The sequence below is a fragment of the Gammaproteobacteria bacterium genome (genome assembly GCA_016712635.1).
Lineage (GTDB): Bacteria > Pseudomonadota > Gammaproteobacteria > SZUA-140 > SZUA-140 > JADJWH01.
The window spans coordinates 69,489-90,383 of the sequence record JADJQS010000006.1 but is presented as its reverse complement, the minus strand read 5'-3'; the positions used below and the strand labels follow the sequence as shown (position 1 = coordinate 90,383).

Here is a 20,895-nt window from a genome sequence, read left to right as displayed (position 1 = left end):
GGGACAGATTTGAAATCTGTCCCCTCTTCCTCACTTCCCATTCCATCTTATTCCGCCGGCTTGAAGCCGGACTCCGCCCCCAGCGCATAGCGCAGCTTCGCAATCACGCCGTTGAGGCAGTCAAACTGGTATTCCGCCGCCGGCACGCGCCCCCATACCGGGGCGGGCCAGGCGGCATCGTGGCGATAGCGCACGATATGGTGGATATGCAGCTGCGGCACCACGTTGCCGAGCGCGGCGATGTTGAGCTTGTCGGGCTTGAAGGCCGCGACCAGCGCCTCGGACAGCAGGGTGGATTCGCGCGCGAGCTGCAGCTGGTCGTCCGCGGAAAGATGGTGGATTTCGGTCACCTCCGCGCGATCCGGCAGCAGGATGAACCACGGATAGTTCGCGTCCTTCATCATCAGCAGCCGGCACAGGCGGAAGCGGCCGACCTCGACCGTATCGGCCTTCAGTTGCGGGTGCAGATCAACCATTGCCGGCGCGCCCCCGGCCGCGACGTTTGGATACGCCTGTTTCCGCGCGGGCGGCACGCGACTTTGCGCCGTCACGTCCCCGCGCCGCGCGCGGCTGCGGCGGCAGGCCGGTGTGCTGGGTCAGGAATGTCCCCTTTTTCACTGCCGGCGTGCGCCGCCCTTCCGCCTGCTCGCCCGTCCCGGCCGGCTGCCAGGCCGGTACCAGATGCCGCTTGCCGTTGCCGATCAGGTCGGCGCGGCCCATGCGCTTCAGGGCCTCGCGCAGCAGCGGCCAGTTGTTGGGATCGTGATAGCGCAGGAAGGCCTTGTGCAGGCGGCGCTGTTTCAGTCCCTGCGGGATCGGTACCGTCTCGCTCTTGCGCGTCACCTTGCGCAGCGGATTCCTGCCGCTGTGGTACATCGCCGTAGCCGTCGCCATCGGCGAGGGCAGGAAGTTCTGCACCTGGTCGGCGCGGAAACCGTTGCGCTTCAGCCACAGCGCGAGCTGCAGCATGTCCTCGTCGGTGGTGCCGGGATGGGCGGCGATGAAGTACGGGATCAGGTACTGCTCCTTGCCCGCCTCCTGGGAATATTTATCGAACAGGGCCTTGAAGCGGTCGTAGGCGCCCATGCCCGGCTTCATCATCTTCGACAGCGGGCCCTGTTCGGTGTGCTCCGGCGCGATCTTCAGATAGCCGCCGACGTGGTGCTGCACCAGTTCCTTCACATAGGCGGGCGACTTCACCGCGAGGTCGTAGCGCAGGCCGGAGGCGATCAGCACCTTCTTCACTCCGGGCAGCGCGCGCGCCTTGCGGTAGAGCTGGATCAGCGCCGAGTGGTCGGTGTTCAGGTTGGAGCAGATGTCGGGATAGACGCAGGACGGACGCCGGCACGCCGCTTCGATCCCGGGATCCTTGCACGCGATGCGGTACATGTTCGCGGTCGGCCCGCCGAGGTCGGAGATTACGCCGGTGAAGCCCGGCACGCCGTCTCGGATGGTCTCGATCTCGCGCAGGATAGAGGCCTCGGAGCGGTTCTGGATGATGCGCCCCTCGTGCTCGGTGATGGAGCAGAAGGTGCAGCCGCCGAAGCAGCCGCGCATGATGTTGACCGAGAAACGGATCATCTCCCACGCCGGGATGTTCGCCTCGCCGTAGGCCGGATGCGGCCGGCGCGCGTAGGGCAGGTCGAACACGCCGTCCAGCTCCGGCGTGGTGAGCGGGATCGGCGGAGGATTGATCCACACCTCGCGCTGGCCGTGGCGCTGGATCAGCGCGCGCGCGTTGCCGGGGTTGGTCTCGAGATGCATCACGCGCGAGGCATGCGCATAGAGTACGGGGTCGTCCTTCACGGCGTCATAGTCCGGCAGGCGTATCACCGTGCGCGCGCGGTCGGCACGCGGGATCTGGCGTTCGAAGCGCACGATCTGCGCGCCGTCGGTCGTCATCTGCGGTGTGGCACAGGCGGCGCTGCCGGGCACGGTCATCGCGTAGGGGTCGATATGGACATCGACCTCTCCCGGCGTATCGAGATGGGAGGAATCGAGCTCATACCAGTCCGGTGGCGCACCCTTCCGCACAAAGGCGGTGCCGCGGATGTCGGTCAGCGCCGTCACCGGCTCGCGCGCGGCGAGTCGGTGCGCGATCTCGACGATCTGGCGCTCGGCGTTGCCGTACACCAGCAGGTCGGCCTTGGCGTCGAGCAGCACCGAACGGCGCACCTGGTCCGACCAGTAGTCGTAATGCGCGATGCGGCGCAGGCTCGCCTCGATGCCGCCGATGACAACGGGCGCATCGCTGAAGGCTTCGCGGCAGCGCTGCGCATAAACGATCACCGCGCGGTCCGGCCGCCTGCCCGCGACTCCGCCCGGCGTGTAGGCATCGTTGCTGCGGATGCGCCGGTCGGAGGTGTAGCGGTTGACCATCGAATCCATGTTGCCGCCGGTGACGCCGAAGAACAGGTTCGGCCGTCCCAGCGCCGTGAACGCCTCGGCGCTGTGCCAGTCCGGCTGCGCGATGATGCCGACGCGGAAGCCCTGCGCCTCCAGCGCACGCCCGATCACCGCCATGCCGAAACTCGGGTGATCGACGTAGGCGTCGCCGGTGACCAGGATCACGTCGCAGGAATCCCAGCCGAGCTCGTCCATCTCGGCGCGCGACATCGGCAGGACCGGCGCCGTGCCGAAGCGCGCAGCCCAGAACTTGCGATAGGAGGATAGAGGACGTGCGGTCTGCATCATGGATGCCCGGGGATAACCACGCCGCCCCGGAACTCGGGCTCAATGGAGCGGCCATTATACCTGATAAACCACGGCTGGACCGTCCCCGATTCCCCCATACTACGCAGGGAAGAAAATGGGGTCAGATTTAACTTCTTTCCCGCAGCGGTTTATACCGATTGCGGCTTGCCGTCTGTTGCCGCCCGGGCTCGCTCGTCGAGCCTGTCCACCTTCCGGTACATCCACCCGCCCATGTAGAGCGTGACCCCGAGAATCACCAGGGAACCGATCCGGACCAGAGGCGTGGCTATGGAGAGATCGAACAACAGCACCTTCATCGCCGATGCGGCGAAGATCAGCAGGGAAGACTTTCCCAGTGCCTTGTCATTTATCCTGAAGGCAAGCGCCAGACAGGCAAGCGCAATGACACCCCAGGCAAGAGAGACCAGCAATCGCTCGTCGAAAATCCGGACGGCGGCAACCATCAACGCCACATGGCCGGCATACAGCAGCGGGACGGCGAGATTTTCCAGCCTGCCGAGGCGCTGCACAAGGTAATAGGCGATGTAAAGCTCGAAGGCGTAGACCAGCGCCAGTATCTCGCGACCCGGTACCGCCTCGATGCCCGTATTGGCGATCACCCGCAGGTAATTGATGGAAAATATTACCCCGATCAACGCACGGACCGGCCAAGTCACATAAGCATTCCCGCCTCGCAGAAGGAAGTAAACGGCCGCCAGGGGCAGAACAATCAGACCGACCCAGGGCTCGAACTCCTGCGGAACCAGCTCCATGTAGCCGGCGTGGAACAGCGCCAGCGAGGCATAGGCGCCCACCAGCAGTTCACCTGCCTTCAACGGCCGTGCCATCGTTTTTCTGGCCAGGAGGTAAACCAGCGGCAATACCGCCGCGCTGCCCAGCGCGATCCACGGCGCCAACTCCGGCAGGTGAACCTGGAGCAGAGAATACTGCAGCGCGTAGAAGATCAGGAGCAGCGGCAGATGGGCAACGGCGTCATCCATTTCCATCGGGCTATTGTGACGAATGGAGAAACCGACCGCGCCCCCAAGAAAGCATGCGAACTGAATCACCTGAAAGGTAAAGGCCGCCACCCATTCGTCCGGAGCCATCCGGCCCCAGAGGTAGTGGAATCCGAGCAATGCCATGTACGCCGCCAGGAGATAGGTGCGCCTCTGGCCGATCCAGACGGCATAGACGCAAAACAGAACGCTCCACGCTGAATAATAGATCGCCAGACCGGTTACCGATCCGGACAACGTCTGCAGGAGAAACGGCGCCGAGTATGAACCGACCACCGCGAACAGCGCATAGATCTCGCTCTCGAACAACCTGTTCAGCCACAAAGAACCGATACAGACGGCGATCACCGCGCCTGCCGCCATCTGGTCCCCGATAAAATGGTAATAAAGATGCGCGCCGTAGATCGACAGGAACAACACGACCAGACCTCCGGCCGGCAGCAGGCTGGCATACTTTCGATCGGCGCTGCGCAGCCCGAGACCGGTGCCGATGAGCGCGAAACCGCTCAGGGTCGCCAGGCCGAGTTGCCGCGCGGGCGTCAGCCAGCCCACGTCGATCGCCAGACGGATCAGATATGCCATCGCCAGCACCAATGCCGTCGCACCGGTCCAGCCCAGCACGTGAGTGACCGATATCGCGCGAGGCGTACCTTCCCGGGCCTGCCACGGATCCTGTTTCGCTGGCCGCTCAGGAGCTGCCTGCGGTTTCCCCCGCTCCGATTCCGTCGGCAAAGGCGCTGCCGTGTGTACAGATTTGTCCGCACCGGCATCAGCGCGCTTCGATGCCAGCATCAACTTGAACAACCGCTCCAGCCTGTCAATCCGGCCTTCAATCTGGGCCAATCGTTCCTCGATTGTTTTCATTCCGCTCTCCTGAGATAGTTGAACCCCAGATAAAACTCTTTTGACCGCCGTTCAGGCATGGATGCGGTTGACGCATTCTCCCCCAAAATTTCCGGCATTCCACATGCTGCAGCAGCCTGATACTCAATTACCCCTGCGCGCTGGCCGCATCTCACCGAGCGGACGATGCCGCGAGCGCGCCCGCCGCCTTTACCCGTCCCAGCTCGATCAGCTCCCGCGCGCGGTAGAACTCGAACAGACGCGCCGCATCGCGCGGGATGGTGATCGTGACGTCCGGTGTGTAGGCGGCGAGCTTGAGGCGCGTGATGGTGTTCTGCATGGTCTCCATCGAGAGGGCGATGATGTCGAAATAGCTCCAGTCCGGCTCGGATTCCTCCGGCCGGAATCGCTCCTGCAGCTCCTCGATGAAGGCCTGGATGCGCACGCGATATCCGTTGCCCGCGCCCGTCGCAGTCTCCACGGGTGCGGGCGGCGGCGGCGCGTTCTCCGGCGGACCGCTCAGGTTCACCGCGACGGTGAGATCGGTCTGGTCGCGCAGCGTCGGCGCGATCGGCAGCGGATTGACCAGGCTGCCGTCGAGCAGGCGGCGTCCATTGATCCTGTACGGGGTGAATACCAGCGGCACGGAGATGGAGGCGCGGATGGCGTCGAACAGCGGACCCCGGCTCAACCAGACCTCCTTCTGTTCCTCCACGTCCGTGGCGACTGCCGTGAAGGAGATCGGCAGGTCCTCGATATTGCGTTCACCGAGCAGTTCGCGCAGCGTATCGATGATGCGCGCACCCTTGAACAGGCCGGAGAATCCCAGGTTCGGATCGAGCAAGCGGAGCACGTCGCCCTTGTCGAGCGCCGTGACCCAGTGTTTGTAGACTTCGAGCTTGCCGGCGGCGTAGATGCCGCCGACCAGGGCGCCCATCGACGAACCCGCGATGGACCGGATCTCGTAGCCGTTCTCCGTCAGCCACTCGATCACGCCGATATGCGCGAGCCCGCGCGCGCCGCCGCCGCCCAGCACCAGTGAGACACTCGTCATGATGTACATCCGTCCCGGCAAATGACAGATGCATCATCGCCCGGCGCGACGGGTGGTGCAAGCCGGCGCCGTCACCCTGCGCCGGGCGTGATCACGATCGGCGGCGCCGGACAATGCAGCGCGGCGGCGACCGCCCGCAGTGCCTCGAACTCCTGGACATCGACCGCGCGGTTGGCGCCGACGACCCGGGCGCAGGCGATCAGCAGGCGTTCCTTTTCGAGCGGAACCAGCCGGTCGAGCTGCCGGAGCGCATTGTCGACCGTATCGAACGTCAGCACACCGCGGTCGTAGGCGGCGAGCCCCGTCGAGCCGAGCGATTCCGCGCCCTGCCTGAACGCGTGCTCCACGGCGCCGGGGTCCGCCGGCCCGGCATGGGCCAGCACCGACAGGATCACGCGCACCTGGATCTTCAGCAGATCGAGCCTGTGCACCGGCAATCCGGGATGGCGCGCGGCAGGCTGCAGGGTGTTTGCAATCACCGTCGCCATGGACCATTCAAGCAGCGTGACACGCCGATCGGAGCGGATGACGGCGGTGAGCGTGTCCAGGAAACGCCCGGCCTGGGGCGGAGAGAGTCCGCGCAGCGCAGGCAGCGCGAGTTCGACGACGGGCAGGCGGTACGCGCGGTCCAGTTCCCTGATACTCGCATGCAAGGCCAGCGCCTGTTCCTGCACGATGCCCTCCTCGCGCAGGCGCAGGGCCTCGATCTGCACGGCGCGCGCCGCGTCGTCCGCATCGAACAGGATGGCGTAGATCAGCGCGCGGGCGCTGTAAGGCTCGCGCGCGGCGGCGGTTATCACGTCGGGCAATCCGGCCAGCAGGTAACGCGCGTAGTCCACGTGCTCGGGCCTGACCTCCGCGCCCGGCGCAGGGGGCGCCAGGACCGCGCCGAGCACCACGGCCACCTTCTCCATGATCTGCACCGGGGTCGGCTCGGGCGGTTTCGGCGCCGTCGGCTCGCGCTGCAGCGGCTTGACCGCGGGATAGCGGCCATCCCACGCGGGGTCGATGCGCCGGATGCGCCGCTCCAGCGGCGGATGCGTCGCGAACAGGGCAAAACCGCCGGCGCCGAACAGCCCCTTGAGGCCGGCGGCGAAAAACATATGGCTCACCACGGGCGCCGCGGGGTTGTCGATGCGGGAACCGAAGGCGTGACCGCCGATCATCTTCAGCGCCCCGCCGATACCGCCCGGGTTGCGGGTGAACTGCACCGCCGAGGCGTCCGCCAGATACTCGCGCTGGCGGTTGAGCGAGGCCTTGATCAGCCGGCCGAAGAAGGTGCCGCCGTAACCGATCACCATCAGGCCGGCGCCCACCGCGAGCAGCCCGCCCGCGCCGTCGCTGCGCGCGGACCGGTAGCGGCGGCGGCCGCGGGCGACGGCGCGCACCAGCCACTCGCCGATGAGCCCGATCAGCAGGATCCCGTGCAGCACGCCGACGACACGGGCATTGAGCCGCATGTCGCCGTTGAGAATGTGACTGAACTCGTGCGCGACCACGCCCTGCAGCTGCTCGCGGCTGAGCAGCGCGAGGCATCCCTGCGTCACGCACACCACCGCGTCGTCCGTCGTGATGCCGGCCGCGAAGGCGTTTATGCCAGGTTCATCCTCGAGCAGGTAGACTGCGGGCACCGGGGCACCGGCCGCGATCGCCATCTCTTCCACCACGTTGAGCAGGCGCCGGCGCTGCGAATCGTCGTCGCCGGGCGGCACCGGCCGCGCACCGACGCTCTCCGCGATGCGCCGCCCGCCCTCGGAGAACTGCAGGTACTTGTAGACGCTGCCCGCGAGGATGACCAGCAGGACCGGAACAGCCGCCGCGAGGTGGATGGACGGATCGGCCTGCGCGGCGTAAGACCCGAAGCCGGAGCCATACGGTTGCTCGGACATATACATTACGCCGAGCAGCAGCAGGTCGGCCCCCGCCACCAGCGCGAGGACGGAGAGCAGGAACAGCCAGACCAGGCGGCGGGTGGCGCGGCGCGCCTCGTCCTGTGCCGCGTAGAAATTCATGCGCCTGCGCCGGCTTCAGGTGAAGGAGACTTTGGGCGCCTCCTGGATCGCCGCGCTGTCCTTGAACTCCAGCAGGGCCGCGTCGGAGCGGAAGCCGAACATGCCGGCGAAAACATTGGGCGGGAACGACTGGCGATAGGTGTTGAATTCCATCACTGCGTCGTTGAAGGCCTGGCGCGCGAACGCCACCTTGTTCTCGGTGCTGGTGAGTTCCTCCGTGAGCTGCTGCATGTTCTGGCTCGCCTTGAGGTCCGGATAGGCCTCCATCACCACGTTCAGCCGGCCCAGTGCGCCGGCCAGCGCGCCCTCGGCCCCGCTCAGCGACTGCACCGCGGCGACGTTGGCGGGATCGGCCGCGACCGTTCTGAGCGTCGCGGCCGCGGCGTTGCGCGCGGCGATCACCGCCTCCAGCGTCTCGCGCTCATGCTTCAGGTATCCCTTGGCGGTCTCGACCAGGTTCGGGATCAGGTCGTAGCGGCGCTTGAGCTGCACCTCGATCTGGGCGAACGCGTTCTTGAACCGGTTGCGCAGGTTCACCAGCCGGTTGTAGATCGACGCGATGTAAAAAACGATGGCGAGCAGTACAACGATGGTCACTATGCCGGTGAAATCCATGACACCTCCTGTCCCAAGAGAATCCCGAGCGCCGCGCGCAGTGCCGCCATCTTAGCGCATGTGGCAGCGATCGGGCATTACAGGCCCATGAATCGACATGGAATCCTGATTCCGGCGCACGCCGGCGCGCCATCCTTCATCACGCAACGGCCAACCGCCATTGGCCATCCATTTCCGTCGGCTACGGGGGGTTTGCTAGTGTATAGTGCAAGCAGTTCACGCCAGTCTCAACGGAGGAGCCATGACCGGACCACACAAGCACACCGACCCCGCCCATCAGCCCAGGCGCGACCGCATGTACGAGGAGCACGTGAAGGATCCCTACCTCGAGCGCGGCAAGCCGCCGGAACCGGCGGCTTGCCCGGACTGCGGCGCCGTGTTCCACAAGGGCCGCTGGCAATGGGGCGAGGCGCCGGAGAAGGCGCATCCGCACCGCTGCCCGGCCTGCCAGCGCATCCATGATCGCGTGCCCGCGGGCGAACTGATCCTTGAAGGCGATTTCTTCGCCGGCCATCGCGAAGAGATCACGCATCTCATCCGCCATATCGAGACCAGGGAAAAGGGTGAGCATCCGCTCGAGCGCATCATGGACGCGCGCGACGAAGGCGGCCGCCATATCGTCACCTTCACCAGCCAGCACATCACGCGCGGCGCGGGCGACGCGGTGCACCATGCCTACCAGGGCAAGCTGGAGATCCGCGCGTCCGATAAGGACGGCATGCTGCGCATCACCTGGCGGCGCTGACGCCGCCCGTCTTCGTTCCGAACCAGTACGGCGCCTAGGCAGGCGCCTGCGTTTCCTTCAGGCACGGCCGCCCGGCCACACCGGCAAGCCAGCGCGCCAGCGCCGGGTGTGCGCCGCGCCAGTCGTGCGCATAGCGCATGTCGATGTATTCGAGCGCGACCGCAAGTGCGATGTCGGCGATGCCGAAACGCGCGCCGACCAGAGGTGCGCCCTGCCCCAGCCGCGCCTCCGCGAACCTGAGCGCGGCCGCGACCTTGCCCTCCTGTTTCGCGATCACGCCGGCGTCCTGCTGTTCCGCCTTGCGCCGCGTCTCCATCAGCCGCGCCACCACCGCATCGCAGATCCCCTGCCCGAGCGCATGCCAGCGCTGCGTGCGCCAGCGGTCGTCGCCGGCGGGCGGGATCAGCGGCGCGCCGCCCAGGCCGTCGAGATAATCGATGATCAGCGGCGAATCGAACAGCGCCTCGCCGTCGTCGCGCAGCAGCACCGGCACCTTGCCAAGCGGATTCAGGCGCGGCACCGTCCCGGCGGGATCGCCGGGGGCCGCGATGACGAATTCGTGCGCGATGCCCTTCTCGTGCAGGAAGGCGCGCACCCTGCGAACGTACGGTGATGTCAGCGTTCCATACAGCTTCATGAGTGATGCTCCTTTAAGGTTGACCCCCGCGCGGCACGTCGCCTGCGGGGCGGCAGAGACTCCTGCACCCATCGTGAAATGCGGCCGCCCCGGGGAATTCCCGAGCGCCACACTAGGATATAACCCATTGTAATGTTTGTAAATTGTTGTTGACAGCCGGCGGGACGCATCGTATATATGCATCCTAGATACATCTTATAACGCCGCTCTCGAAACCGGCAATGCGGGATGTAACTACAGCCAGAAAACCATATAAGGAGGAGAACCATGACACAGTCACTCTACGAACAACTCGGCGGCGAACCGGCGGTCAACGCAGCGGTCGACATCTTCTACCGCAAGATGCTGTCCGACAACCGCGTCAGCCGCTTCTTCGAAGGCGTCGACATGGAACGGCAGGCCTCGAAGCAGAAGGCCTTCCTGACCATGGTATTCGGCGGCCCTGCCAAGTACACCGGCAAGGACATGTACGAGGGCCACAAGCACCTGATCAAGATGGGCCTGAACGACAGCCATGTCGATGCGGTGATCGAGAACCTCGGCGCCACCCTGAAGGAGCTCGGGGTGAAGAACGAGCTGATCGCACAGGTCGCGGGCATCGCCAACAGCGTACGCGACGACGTGCTCGGCCGGGGTCACTAGACGGTCTGCGGATGCGCCGCCCCGCCACGGACCGGCGAGGCGGCGTCGCCGTTTCGGTCCTCCCGTTCCACGCACACAGACTACAGTCACCGCACCATGCCGACGCTGATCTTTGAGAAGCAGGCTTACCAGCGCAATCCCGAAGAAACCGTCCTCGACTGCCTGCTGAGGCACGGCGTATCCGTCCCGCATTCCTGCCGCAGCGGCGTGTGCCAGTCATGCCTGATGCGCTCGATCGACTCCGATCCGCCGGCCGCGGCGCAGCACGGACTTAAAGACTCCCTCAGGCAGCAGCGCTACTTTCTCGCCTGCGCCTGCGCCCCGGAGGGCGACTTCACGGCCACCCTGAGCGGTCCTGTACTCATCCGGTTCCCGGCCCGCGTCATCTCGGTGGAGAAGCTGTCGCGCAGGATCGCACGTGTGCGGCTCGACCCTGCGGGCGCCTTCGACTACCGCGCCGGCCAGTTCATCAATCTCGCGCGCAGTGACGGGCTCACCCGCCCCTATTCCCTCGCGAGCCTGCCGTACACCGAGGACTTTCTCGAACTGCACGTGGCGCGCCATGAACAGGGCCGCATGAGCAGCTGGATCCACGATGAACTGCAGCCGGGCGACGAGATCGCCGTCAGCACGCCCATAGGCGAATGCTGCTACCGGCCGGAGCAGCCGAAGCAGCCGCTGCTGCTGGTCGGCACCGGCTGCGGCCTCGCGCCCCTGTACGGCGTGATCCGCGACGCGCTGCATCACGGCCACACCGGCCCGATCTGGCTCTATCACGGCAGCCGCGACCGCGAGGGACTCTACCTGGTCGAAGAACTGCGCGGCCTCGCACGCGATCACGACAACTTCAACTATGTTCCGTGCCTGGACAGCCCCGCGGCCGGGGATGAGGACGTCACAGTACAGCGCGCGCATGAGGCGGCCCTCGCCAGGCATGCGGACATGAAAGGCTGGCGCGTATTCCTGTGCGGCCATCCCGAGATGGTGAAACAGACGAAGATTAAGACGTATCTCGCGGGTGCCGCGCTGGCGGACATACACGCCGATCCCTTTCAATCCGCCGCACCCTGAGGCAGAACGTCAGGCAAAAAAAACGGCCGGATCCGGGCATCCCGGATCCGGCCGCGCTGCTGCGATCGCAACCCTTACTTGGATTTCTTCTGGGCGGGTTTCGCGGCGGGCTTTGCCTTGGCCTTCAGCTTCGCCAGTTCGCTCCTGGTCGAATCGAGCTCACCCTTCAGCTGCCCGACCTGGCTCACCGCGTCGTCGCGCTCGGACTGAACGGCCTGCACCTGTGCCTGCAACTGACTGACCTCGCTCTCCCGCGCCGCCAGGGTACTGTTGGCCTGGGAAAGCTGTTGTTCCAGGGTCGCAACCTGGTTACGAAGCTGCTCCCTCTCCTTTGCATCACACCCCGACAAAAGACCAATGACAACCACAGCGATCGCCGCTGCGACAGCCACATGTTTCATATGTACTCCTTGCTTGGAAATGCTGGGATATTCCAGAGATGATGAACCACTACCCGGATCCTCCCGGATAGCGCGCGGCCTATTATACGCAGCCGCGGTCGCGCTTCAATCGGGCGGACAGGTTCCCGTGAACTCCGGGTGCAAGGCGCCTGCGCCTGCTTCCGCCAGCTTCCGCTGACCGCGTTCGAGACCCGCCTCCGCGCGCACCACACCCCCTGCGACAATTTGTCGCATTCCCATAGGATAAATATGTATTTATCCTTGATCCCGATCGGGTCACACCCGACGCTCGACTTCAGATTCTGCTTCAGAATATGAATTCTATTAATTGTTTATACAGTTTATTTATATATCGAGGTACTTGACGATGATGCCTGCCTGCAAATTCTCCCATGCCCTCCATGCATCGCTCCTCATTGCGCTCGGCGCCCTAAGCGCCTGCGGCGGCAGCAGCAGCGACGAATCGACCACCGCCATCGGTGGTTCCGTCTTCGCCGCCGCTGTCGGCGGGGCCACGGTCACGGTCGAAGACACATCCGGCAATACGGTCGCCGGGCCGGTCACGACGGACAGCGCCGGAGGATTCACCCTCGACATCCCCGATGACCTGCTGGCAGACGACCTGGTCTTCCGCAGCGCAGGCGGCACGTTCACCGACGAGGCGAGCGGAGACTCCGGCGTGGCAGGCGGAAGCCTGGGCGCCTATGTCGCGGGAGGCGCCCTGGGCGCCGCCGCCGAGGTGCACCTGACGCCCGCCTCGACCATCGTACAGAATCTCGTCACCGGGCACGGCGACAGCCTCGCCGACGCGGAAGCGCTCGTCGCCGCCAGCTTCGGCGAGTTGTCCGAGCTTGACGTCGCGCCGCTCGACGCCACCCAGACGCCGGATGCCGGTGCCGACCAGGAACGCGTGCGCGCCGGGCTGCGCGCCGCCGCCTTCAGCCAGCTGGCGCTCGACCTCGGCCTCGATCCGGCTGATCAGTTCGATCTGCTCGCGGCGCTGGCCGCCGATCTGTCCGACGATGCACTCGACGGCGAGGACGCGTCCGGACCGGTCCCGGTGGGCGCGCAGACGCTGCCGGCCGACGTCCAGAACCGCTTCGAACGTGCGCTGATGAACTTCCGCGACGGCGGCAACGACAACAGCGGCCTGACCGCCGACCAGATTGGCGATCTGGCCTTTGCGAAGGTGGCGCTGACCGACAGCTACCGTATCGAGTACGTGCCCGGCGCGAGCATGGCGACGGAAGGCAAGACCAGCTTCTCGCTGAGCATCACCGACCGCGACACCGGTCTCGGCATCGACGGCCTCACCATCACCGTCTCACCGGAGATGTACATGTCCGGTATGAGCCACGGCACGGCGGTGGACGGCTGCGTGGCGGGCGCCACGGCCGGTCTCTACGACTGCACGGTCTATTACCTGATGGCTTCGAGCATGGCGAACGGCATGTCGATGGGCTACTGGGACCTGGGGATCAGCGTCGACGGCGGCGCAATCGAGACCGCCCACCTCTATCCGCACGTCATGATGGCCATGGGCGATACCACGCGCTCGGTCCTGAAGGGCCAGGCCGACCAGATCGCGATGATGGGCATGGGCATGCCGGAGAGCCGCAACTACTATGTCTTCCTCGACACGGTCGCAGCGGCGATGGGCGGCGGCCACGACATCGCCCTCTTCATCGCCGCCCGCGAGACCATGATGAGTCATCCGCCGGTTTCTGTCGGCACGGTGCTGAACGACGGCGACATGGCCTATGAGCTATCCGTGGCCAGCATGACGGTCGAACTCTCCACCGACGGGATAAACTGGACCGCGGCGACGGACAACGGCTCCGGCCACTGGTCGGGCGCCGGCGTCGCCGGGCTGACCGACGACGAACAGGGCGAGCTCCATGTCCGCCTCACGGTCAACGGTGAGCAGAAGACCACGAACGGCGCCGCGCCCGCCGGCGACGGCAGCAACGATTACGGCACCTTCCTGGTCACCCCGGGCGGTGGCGCGATGATGATGTGACGCCGGCGGATCGATGCCCGTCAGGTTACTTCACGCCGTGGTGAGGCGCGGCGCGTTGTTCTGCGCCGCGCTCGCCCTGCTGCCGGCCGCGCCGGCCGGGGCCGCCTCCTGCTGCGGCGGCGGCTCCGCCAGTTCGCTGGTGCTGCCGAAGTTTTCCCATGCCATGGTCGACATGGCGGTTGATGTCGAGCGTTATGACGGCTTCTGGAACGATACCGGCGAGCAAGTGCCCGACCCGCCGGGATCGGACCTGAATCAGTACCGCCTGAACCTCGGCTATGCCCGCCGCCTGGCGCCGCGCTGGCAGGCGAGCGTCTCCCTGCCCTACGTCTGGAATCAGAACCGTTACGCCGCGCTGACCTCGAACACCGACGGCCTCGGCGACATGACGGCCACGGTATGGTACGAGGCCTTCGATGCCATCCAGTGCGTGTGGAAGGTCCGCAACGCCAGGGATCTGATGCCGGCGGCCTACTTCGGCGCCTCGCTGACCGTGCCCACCGGCGTCTCACCCTACGACGATGTGGAGAACAGCTTCGACATCACCGGGCGCGGCTTTTACCGCCTCGACGGCACCGTGCTGCTGGAAAAGACCGTCTATCCGTGGAACGCCGGCGTGCAGTTCAGCTACGGCCGCCATTTCGAGCGTGCGGTCAACCGTGAATATGGCAATTTCGTCGAGCCCTACCACAAGCAGCTCGGCGACCGCGCCCTCGGCTCGGTGTCCGGCGGCTACACCCATTTCCTGGAATCCATGGCGTCACTCACCTTCACGCTCGCCTACGCCGACCTGTGGGAGGACGAAGGCGAGATCGACGGCCGCACCGACCCCACCACCGGCCTGCGCAAACGCTCGCTCGCCGGCACCTTTGCCTACGCCACCCTCGACCGCGACTGGGTCGTCAAGCTGAGCCTGGGCCATGCCCTGCGGCAGGACGGCCGGGGGGAGAATTTTCCCATCACCGACATCGTGACCGTGGGAGTCACCCATGTGTATCGCTAGACTGGCCGTCCTCGCGCTCGCCCTGTTACTGTCCGCCTGCCAGGACGTGACGGACGACCTCGATCCCTCCGGCACGGACCGGCGTCCGGAGGTCGTCGCCGGCACCAGCGGCCATGCGGTCGGACAGCTCGCGCCGGATTTCACCGTGCCGGACTCACGCGGTGTGAGCTTCACGCTGTCCGCCGAACTGGGCGGGACCAGCGGTGTCGCGATGTACTTCGCGATGTGGTGCCCGATCTGCGACAGCCATATGAGCCACATGCGCTCGCGTATATCCGCCGATTTTCCCCAGGTGAAGTTCATCATCGTGGATTACGTGAGCGGCTCGGCGGGCGGCGCGCGCGCCGCGCAGATCGCCAACGGCTACACGGACCTCAGGGTGCTGGCCGACGGCGACCAGGCAATCCTGAATCTCTACGACGCGACCATGGGCAGCACGGTCGTCGTCGACAGCGGCGGCGTGGTGCGCATGAACGAGGACTACAAGGACGGGACCAAGCTGCGGCAGACGCTGGAGGCACTGCCGTGAGACGGACGGGCGCGCTCGTCATCGCCGCGGGGCTGCTCGCGGGCGCGGCGTCAGCCGACGGGCCGGAGACGGGCCGGCAGCTGTTCGAGGCCCGCTGCGGCGCCGGCTGCCATCAGCTGCCCGAACCCGACAGCCTGACGCCGGCCCAGTGGCCACTCGTGCTGCAGACCATGCAGAAACGCATGCAGCGGTTCGGGATGACTCCGTTGACGGAGGCGGAGTACGACGCGGTGCTGGCCTACCTGGTCGCGCACGCGCGCCGCAATCCCTGACAGCCGCGCGCCCCGTGCCGGCCGCGTGCATGTCGCAGTTGCCGGCCGGAACGCGGGAATTTGCTTATCAGGCGGCGGGCTTCTTGCAGGTGTTGATGCCCAGCAGCGAATAGGGCGGGCACCAGCCCAGCACGGCGGTCACGATGAGCACCGCGCCGATCAGACCCCACAGGCTCTGGTAGTACAATCCGGCGCCCGCGATAGCGAGACCGGCGATCAATCGTATGGTCCTGTCGACACCACCCACGTTCTTGTTCATGACTCCCTCCTGGTTGAATGAATACGCGGAACGATAACCGCGATGCCCTCAGGGTAAACAGGCGCCGCCATCCCTGTCTGTGACAAATATACCTTCACCGGCCGGCTTAACACAGGGCCCGCAGACGGGCCGGGTCCATCACCTGCAGTTCTCCCCGGCCGACCTTCACCAGGCCGCGGTTCTCAAAGTCCTTCAGGATGCGGCTGACCACCTCGCGCGAGGTGCCCAGCTCGGCGGCGATCTCATGATGGGTGACGCTGAGCACGGACGACTCATCGGCCAGCCGGGCGACGTAGGCCGCGATGCGCGCGTCCATGCGCTGGAACGCGACGTCCTCCAGCACCGAGATCACGTCGGCCAGGCGCCTCGACACCAGGCCGAAGATGAAGGCGCTCCAGGCCGGTTCGGTCATCCAGGCGCGGGTCTGCCCGGCGGGGATCAGCACGGCGTCGATCGCGGTCTGCGCCTCGGCGATCGCCGGAAACGGCGAGTGACTCATGATGCAGGAGGCGGTAAGCACGCAGCTGTCGCCTGCGCCGATGTGGTACAGGGTGATTTCCCTGCCCGTGGCGGCGGTCTTGAACACCCGCACCTTTCCCGCGACGAGCAGCGCGAGCCGGGCGCACTCATCGCCCTCCATCGCGATCACCTCGCCCCGCCCGATGTGCGCCAGACTCGCGGCCTGGAAAAACCCGGCACGAAAATCGGGGGAGGCGTCCTGCAGCAAGGGCAGACACCCGGTCACGCGCGACTGTTGCGCCCGATCAATCACACCCGTTTCCTTTCTGGCTGATATCCCCTCACTATATCCCATCTCCTGCCTGACGCCACACGCCTGACACCTCACCCGTCACCCATTACCATCCCCAGGTTCCTTGATGTACCATGTCTCCCTCACCTACGATCCAGATCCCGTGAACGATTTCCAATTTTTCGCCTCCGCGCCGAGAAACCTGGAGGCCCTGCTGGCCGAGGAACTGCGCGGCCTCGGCATAGTCTCGGCGGTGGAGGGACGCGGCGGCGTGAGCTTTCACGGCGCCCTCGCCGACGCCTACCGCGCCTGCCTGTGGTCGCGCGTGGCGAACCGCATCCTGCTGCCGCTGGCAAGGTTTCCGGCGCCGACGCCCGAAGCCCTCTACGAGGGGGTCCGGCGCATCCCGTGGCAGGACCACTTCGGCATCGATCAGACGTTCGCGATCGATGTCACCGCCGCGCAGGCGGGAATCACCCACAGCCATTACGCCGCGTTGAAGACGAAGGATGCGGTCGCCGACCAGTTCCGTGAGCGCGCCGGCGCGCGCCCCTCGGTGCAGACCGGGCGCCCGGATCTGCAGATCAACGTCTACCTGCGGCGCGACGAGGCCGTGGTGAGCATCGATCTCAGCGGCGAGTCGCTGCACCGGCGCGGCTACCGCACCGCGGGCGCGGCGGCGCCGCTGAAGGAAAACCTCGCCGCCGGGATCCTGCTGCGCGCCGGCTGGCCCGGGATCGCGCGCGCGGGCGGCGCGTTCCTCGACCCGCTGTGCGGTTCGGGCACGCTGCCGGTCGAGGCCGCGCTGATCGCGGCCGACATCGCGCCGGGATTGCGGCGCGAATACTGGGGCTTCCACGGCTGGCAGCGCCACGATGCCGGCCTCTGGCAAGGCCTGATCGCGGAGGCGGAGGAACGCAGGTCGATCGGACTGGCGCAGCTGCCTGTGATCCGCGGCTGCGACCACGACGCCCGCGCCGTACGCGACGCGCTCGCCAACGCGGCACGCGCCGGCCTCGAAGGTCGCGTGCACTTCGAGACACGCGCGCTGGCGGACTGCACGCCCGCGTGCGCCGGCGGGACCGGCCTGCTCGCGACCAATCCGCCCTACGGACAGCGCGTCGGCGCGGCCGCTGATCTGCCCGCGCTCTATGACCTGCTCGGCCGCGTCATGAAGGAGAGGTTCCAGGGCTGGCGCGCCGCCGTGCTCACCGACGACCCCGAGCTGTGCCGCCACTTCGGCCTGCGCGTGCGGCGCATGCACACGCTCTACAACGGCGCGATCGAATGCCGCCTGATGAACTACGAACTCACCCCGGAGTGGTTCCACGCCGAGCGCCCGGAATCGGAACAGGGTCCGCGCCCGCTGCCCGCCGCCGAACGCGGCGAGGGCGCCCTCATGTTCGCCAACCGCCTGGTCAAGAACCGGCGCCACCTGCGTTCGTGGCTCGCGCGCGAGGACATCCACGCCTATCGCCTGTACGACGCCGACCTGCCGGAATATGCGCTCGCCGTCGACGTCTACCAGGGAGAGAAGCTGTGGGCACATGTGCAGGAGTACCGCGCCCCGGCGACCGTCGACGAGCACAAGGCGCGGCAGCGCCTGCGCGAGGCGCTCGGGGTGATCCTCGAGGTGCTGGAGATCCCGGAGGGGCAGCTCTTCTTCAAGGTGCGGCAGCGGCAGAAGGGTGCGGCGCAGTACGAGAAGCTGGCGGAGAAGCGCGTCTTCCACGAGATCCGCGAAGGCGGGCTGCGTTTCCTGGTCAACTTCGAGGACTACCTCGACACCGGGCTGTTCCTCGACCACCGCCCGACGCGCGCACTGATAAGGAAGCTGGCGCCGCGCACGCGCTTTCTCAACCTGTTCGCCTACACCGGCACCGCCAGCGTCTACGCCGCGGCGGGCGGGGCCGCCTCCACCGTCACGGTGGACATGTCGAACACCTATCTCGAGTGGGCGCGTAGCAACATGACCCTGAACGGCTTCACCGGGCGGCAGCACGAATTCATCCAGGCCGACTGCCTGGACTGGCTGGCGCAGGCGGGACAGCGGCGCTTCGACCTCATCTTCCTCGACCCGCCGAGCTTTTCCACCTCCAAGCGCATGAGCGGCACCTTCGATGTGCAGCGCGACCATGTCGATCTGATCGGCAGGACCGCCGGACTGCTCGCGACCGGCGGCACGCTGATCTTCTCCAATAACCTGCGCAGTTTCAGGCTGGACGAAGGCGCGCTCGCGGACCTCGGCCTGGCCGTTGAAAACATCTCACGCGCCACCTTACCCAAGGATTTCGAGCGCGACCCCAGGGTGCATCAGTGCTGGAAAATAACCAGGAGAGGTGAGGCGTGAGGCGTTAGGTGTGAAGAGTAAAATCAGCAAGGCGTATTTCGATTCACGCCTAACACCTAACCCCTCACGCCTAACGCCTTTGTCTTCCTATTGATTCCTCATATGGTCTGCGAGCTGGCTCAGCGCCCGGAACAGGTGGTCGTTCAGGGCGGGGTCGATGCCGGTCTCGGCCAGTGCCTGGGCCATGCACAGCAGCCAGGCGTCGCGGTCCTCCTCCCCGATCGGGAACGGCAGATGGCGCGCGCGCAGGCGCGGGTGTCCGTACTGCTCGATGTAGAGCGGCGGTCCGCCCAGCCAGCCGGACAGGAACTTGAACAGTTTGTCGCGCGAGGACTGCAGGTCCGCGGGATGCAGCGCCCGGATCCCGCGCGCCTGCGGGAGGGCATCCATCAGATGATAGAAGCGGTCGACAAGGCGGCGCACACCGTCCTCGCCGCCGAGGGCCTCATACGCCGATTGTTCCGTCTCACCCATCTCTTCTCCCTCTATCCCGCGCCGTGCGGGTGGAAATGATCTTCGCATGTTTCTGATTGACCCTGCCGGCGGGCTTGGCCAGAATAGCACCCTCCGGAAACGACCCGGTAGCGCCATCACGCAAGTTCAACGGCACCAAGGAGCATTGTCATGAAGCTGTATTTCAAACCCGGCGCCTGCTCAATGGCCCCGCACATCGCCCTGCGCGAGGCGGGTTATGCCTTCGACCTGGAGAAGGTCGATCTCGCCAGGCACCAGACCGCGGCCGGCGAGGACTACCTGCGCATCAACCCCAAGGGTTATGTGCCGGCGCTCCGGCTCGGCGACGGGGCGATCCTGACCGAGTGCGCCGTCATGCTCCAGTACATCGCCGATCACATGCCCGCCGCCAATCTCGCGCCGAAGGCCGGCACCACCGAACGCTACCGCCTGATGGAATTGCTCAACTTCCTCGCCACCGAGGTGCACAAGCCGTTCGGTCCGTTCTTCAACCCCAAGGCCGGGCCGGAAATCAGGGAATACAACCTGCGCCTGCTGACACGGCGCCTCGGCTATCTCGACACGCAGCTGGACGGCAAACCCTTCCTCATGGGCGACCGCTTCACCGTGGCGGACTGCTACCTGTTCACGCTGCTCAACTGGTGCAACCTGCACCAGATCGACCTGGCCCAGTGGCCGGCGCTGAAGGACTACATGACCCGCGTCGCGGCGCGCCCCTCCGTGCGCGAAACGATGAAGGCTGAAGGTCTGATCAAGTAGCGCGGGCCCCAGACCGGTCCATCTATCTTGACCGGCTGCGGAAACCACGGACTATGACTGACATGCGACTCATGCCTGCAGGAAGGCTCTGATTGGAATGCCATTCCCGCACCAACGGGGATCCGGTCCGCACGGTAGCTGCGGCCTGACGGATCCCCGTCTGCACGGAGATGACTCGTACAGAGGCTCCTTAAAGATAATAACGTCAGCCAGGTGCCAATGTGTTCTAACGTACAGTGACACGGCTTCCATTGGCTCATAGTTTCTCCTCGCACGTTCAGTTTGCATCACATGGTGCAAGGGAGAAATATAAATGGACACCAGTAAACAAACCAATCGGGCTGTGACGGGTCGATTACGTGTAGTACAGAACCTTGGGTTGATGGACCGCGTGGTCCGAGGACTGATTGCAGTGCTTCTGATTGCCGGGCCGATTATTCATCTGGCATTGGGTAACATTTTAAGCTGGCATGGTTATGTAATGCTGGCAGGCATCTATCCTGCACTCACCTCTATATTGGGATGTGATCCGTTTTACGCCATGCTCAAGGTACGCAGCTGTGGCGCATCGGATCGCACTCAGTGTGGAACATTCCCCTATGAAGTTGACGCAGCACTGGGAAATAGTCCCGTACCAGTCAAGGGAAGCGAACACGACCATAGTCTATACGCAGCCGATCACAGAAAATTATGAATGATATCTCGCAGACTTCGACGCCAAATACGTACATCAAGCAATCGACTT

The 20,895-nt window shown here is 65.6% G+C and carries 21 protein-coding genes; 10 read left to right on the top strand and 11 right to left on the bottom strand.

Annotated elements, in window-relative coordinates; genetic code table 11:
• Positions 1–47: 47 nt before the first annotated feature.
• The 6 genes from IPK65_07365 to IPK65_07340 all read right to left on the bottom strand — a co-directional run bounded on the left by IPK65_07365 (position 48) and on the right by IPK65_07340 (position 8,237).
• Positions 48–476 carry an HIT domain-containing protein gene (locus IPK65_07365; protein MBK8162954.1) on the bottom strand — a complete coding sequence of 143 codons (429 nt, stop codon included), beginning with the start codon at positions 474–476 and terminating at the stop codon, positions 48–50.
• Positions 469–2,691 carry a YgiQ family radical SAM protein gene (locus tag IPK65_07360; GenBank protein ID MBK8162953.1) on the bottom strand — a complete coding sequence of 741 codons (2,223 nt, stop codon included), beginning with the start codon at positions 2,689–2,691 and terminating at the stop codon, positions 469–471. Before IPK65_07360 ends, IPK65_07365 begins: the two co-directional genes overlap by 8 nt.
• Before the next feature lie 152 nt (positions 2,692–2,843).
• The gene (locus tag IPK65_07355; protein MBK8162952.1) at positions 2,844–4,577 is read right to left on the bottom strand and encodes a DUF2339 domain-containing protein; all 1,734 of its coding nucleotides are present in this window, start codon (positions 4,575–4,577) and stop codon (positions 2,844–2,846) included.
• A gap of 151 nt (positions 4,578–4,728) precedes the next feature.
• The gene (locus tag IPK65_07350) at positions 4,729–5,619 is read right to left on the bottom strand and encodes a patatin-like phospholipase family protein (protein MBK8162951.1); all 891 of its coding nucleotides are present in this window, start codon (positions 5,617–5,619) and stop codon (positions 4,729–4,731) included.
• Between the two features lie 62 nt (positions 5,620–5,681).
• Positions 5,682–7,622, bottom strand: coding sequence for a M48 family metallopeptidase (locus IPK65_07345; protein ID MBK8162950.1), 1,941 nt, complete (start codon positions 7,620–7,622; stop codon positions 5,682–5,684).
• Positions 7,623–7,637: 15 nt separating this feature from the next.
• Complete coding sequence (locus IPK65_07340) at positions 7,638–8,237, bottom strand: LemA family protein (GenBank protein MBK8162949.1); 600 nt, start codon at positions 8,235–8,237, stop codon at positions 7,638–7,640.
• 241 nt (positions 8,238–8,478) lie between these two features.
• Between IPK65_07340 and IPK65_07335 the strand changes: the two genes are divergently transcribed.
• Entirely contained in the window at positions 8,479–8,982 is a 504-nt protein-coding gene (locus IPK65_07335; GenBank protein ID MBK8162948.1) for an ATPase, read from the top strand.
• Positions 8,983–9,016: 34 nt separating this feature from the next.
• Here the strand turns inward: IPK65_07335 and IPK65_07330 are convergent, their stop codons facing one another.
• Positions 9,017–9,619 (bottom strand): glutathione S-transferase N-terminal domain-containing protein, encoded by a 603-nt coding sequence (locus IPK65_07330; GenBank protein MBK8162947.1) that lies wholly within the window; start codon positions 9,617–9,619, stop codon positions 9,017–9,019.
• A gap of 267 nt (positions 9,620–9,886) precedes the next feature.
• Between IPK65_07330 and IPK65_07325 the strand changes: the two genes are divergently transcribed.
• On the top strand, positions 9,887–10,261 hold the full coding sequence (locus IPK65_07325) for a group 1 truncated hemoglobin (protein MBK8162946.1): 375 nt from the start codon (positions 9,887–9,889) through the stop codon (positions 10,259–10,261).
• A 96-nt stretch (positions 10,262–10,357) separates the two neighbouring features.
• Positions 10,358–11,332 carry a 2Fe-2S iron-sulfur cluster binding domain-containing protein gene (locus tag IPK65_07320; protein ID MBK8162945.1) on the top strand — a complete coding sequence of 325 codons (975 nt, stop codon included), beginning with the start codon at positions 10,358–10,360 and terminating at the stop codon, positions 11,330–11,332.
• A 74-nt stretch (positions 11,333–11,406) separates the two neighbouring features.
• On the opposite strand, the gene IPK65_07315 is transcribed toward IPK65_07320, so the two are convergent.
• Positions 11,407–11,733: a hypothetical protein gene (locus tag IPK65_07315; protein ID MBK8162944.1), complete on the bottom strand. Its 327-nt coding sequence runs from the start codon at positions 11,731–11,733 to the stop codon at positions 11,407–11,409.
• A 367-nt stretch (positions 11,734–12,100) separates the two neighbouring features.
• On the opposite strand from IPK65_07315, the gene IPK65_07310 reads away from it, so the two are divergent.
• The 4 genes from IPK65_07310 to IPK65_07295 are packed head-to-tail and all read left to right on the top strand — an operon-like array spanning position 12,101 to position 15,557.
• On the top strand, positions 12,101–13,753 hold the full coding sequence (locus tag IPK65_07310; GenBank protein ID MBK8162943.1) for a hypothetical protein: 1,653 nt from the start codon (positions 12,101–12,103) through the stop codon (positions 13,751–13,753).
• A gap of 13 nt (positions 13,754–13,766) precedes the next feature.
• Positions 13,767–14,756 (top strand): hypothetical protein, encoded by a 990-nt coding sequence (locus IPK65_07305; GenBank protein MBK8162942.1) that lies wholly within the window; start codon positions 13,767–13,769, stop codon positions 14,754–14,756.
• On the top strand, positions 14,743–15,285 hold the full coding sequence (locus IPK65_07300) for a redoxin domain-containing protein (GenBank protein MBK8162941.1): 543 nt from the start codon (positions 14,743–14,745) through the stop codon (positions 15,283–15,285). The genes IPK65_07305 and IPK65_07300 overlap by 14 nt, the downstream gene beginning before the upstream one ends.
• The gene (locus tag IPK65_07295) at positions 15,282–15,557 is read left to right on the top strand and encodes a cytochrome c (GenBank protein ID MBK8162940.1); all 276 of its coding nucleotides are present in this window, start codon (positions 15,282–15,284) and stop codon (positions 15,555–15,557) included. The genes IPK65_07300 and IPK65_07295 overlap by 4 nt, the downstream gene beginning before the upstream one ends.
• A 67-nt stretch (positions 15,558–15,624) precedes the next feature.
• On the opposite strand, the gene IPK65_07290 is transcribed toward IPK65_07295, so the two are convergent.
• Both IPK65_07290 and IPK65_07285 read right to left on the bottom strand, forming a co-directional pair.
• On the bottom strand, positions 15,625–15,816 hold the full coding sequence (locus IPK65_07290; protein MBK8162939.1) for a DUF2892 domain-containing protein: 192 nt from the start codon (positions 15,814–15,816) through the stop codon (positions 15,625–15,627).
• Positions 15,817–15,922: 106 nt separating this feature from the next.
• Positions 15,923–16,588, bottom strand: a complete 666-nt coding sequence (locus IPK65_07285; GenBank protein ID MBK8162938.1) for a Crp/Fnr family transcriptional regulator — start codon at positions 16,586–16,588, stop codon at positions 15,923–15,925.
• Positions 16,589–16,694: 106 nt separating this feature from the next.
• Here IPK65_07285 and rlmKL point away from each other — a divergent pair, with 106 nt between their 5' ends.
• Positions 16,695–18,917 carry a bifunctional 23S rRNA (guanine(2069)-N(7))-methyltransferase RlmK/23S rRNA (guanine(2445)-N(2))-methyltransferase RlmL gene (gene rlmKL, locus IPK65_07280; protein MBK8162937.1) on the top strand — a complete coding sequence of 741 codons (2,223 nt, stop codon included), beginning with the start codon at positions 16,695–16,697 and terminating at the stop codon, positions 18,915–18,917.
• A gap of 87 nt (positions 18,918–19,004) precedes the next feature.
• Here the strand turns inward: rlmKL and IPK65_07275 are convergent, their stop codons facing one another.
• Positions 19,005–19,391: a group II truncated hemoglobin gene (locus IPK65_07275; GenBank protein MBK8162936.1), complete on the bottom strand. Its 387-nt coding sequence runs from the start codon at positions 19,389–19,391 to the stop codon at positions 19,005–19,007.
• A 150-nt stretch (positions 19,392–19,541) separates the two neighbouring features.
• Here IPK65_07275 and gstA point away from each other — a divergent pair, with 150 nt between their 5' ends.
• Positions 19,542–20,150, top strand: a complete 609-nt coding sequence (gene gstA / locus IPK65_07270) for a glutathione transferase GstA (GenBank protein MBK8162935.1) — start codon at positions 19,542–19,544, stop codon at positions 20,148–20,150.
• Positions 20,151–20,463: 313 nt separating this feature from the next.
• Positions 20,464–20,844: a DUF2892 domain-containing protein gene (locus tag IPK65_07265; GenBank protein ID MBK8162934.1), complete on the top strand. Its 381-nt coding sequence runs from the start codon at positions 20,464–20,466 to the stop codon at positions 20,842–20,844.
• The last annotated feature ends 51 nt before the right edge of the window (positions 20,845–20,895 follow it).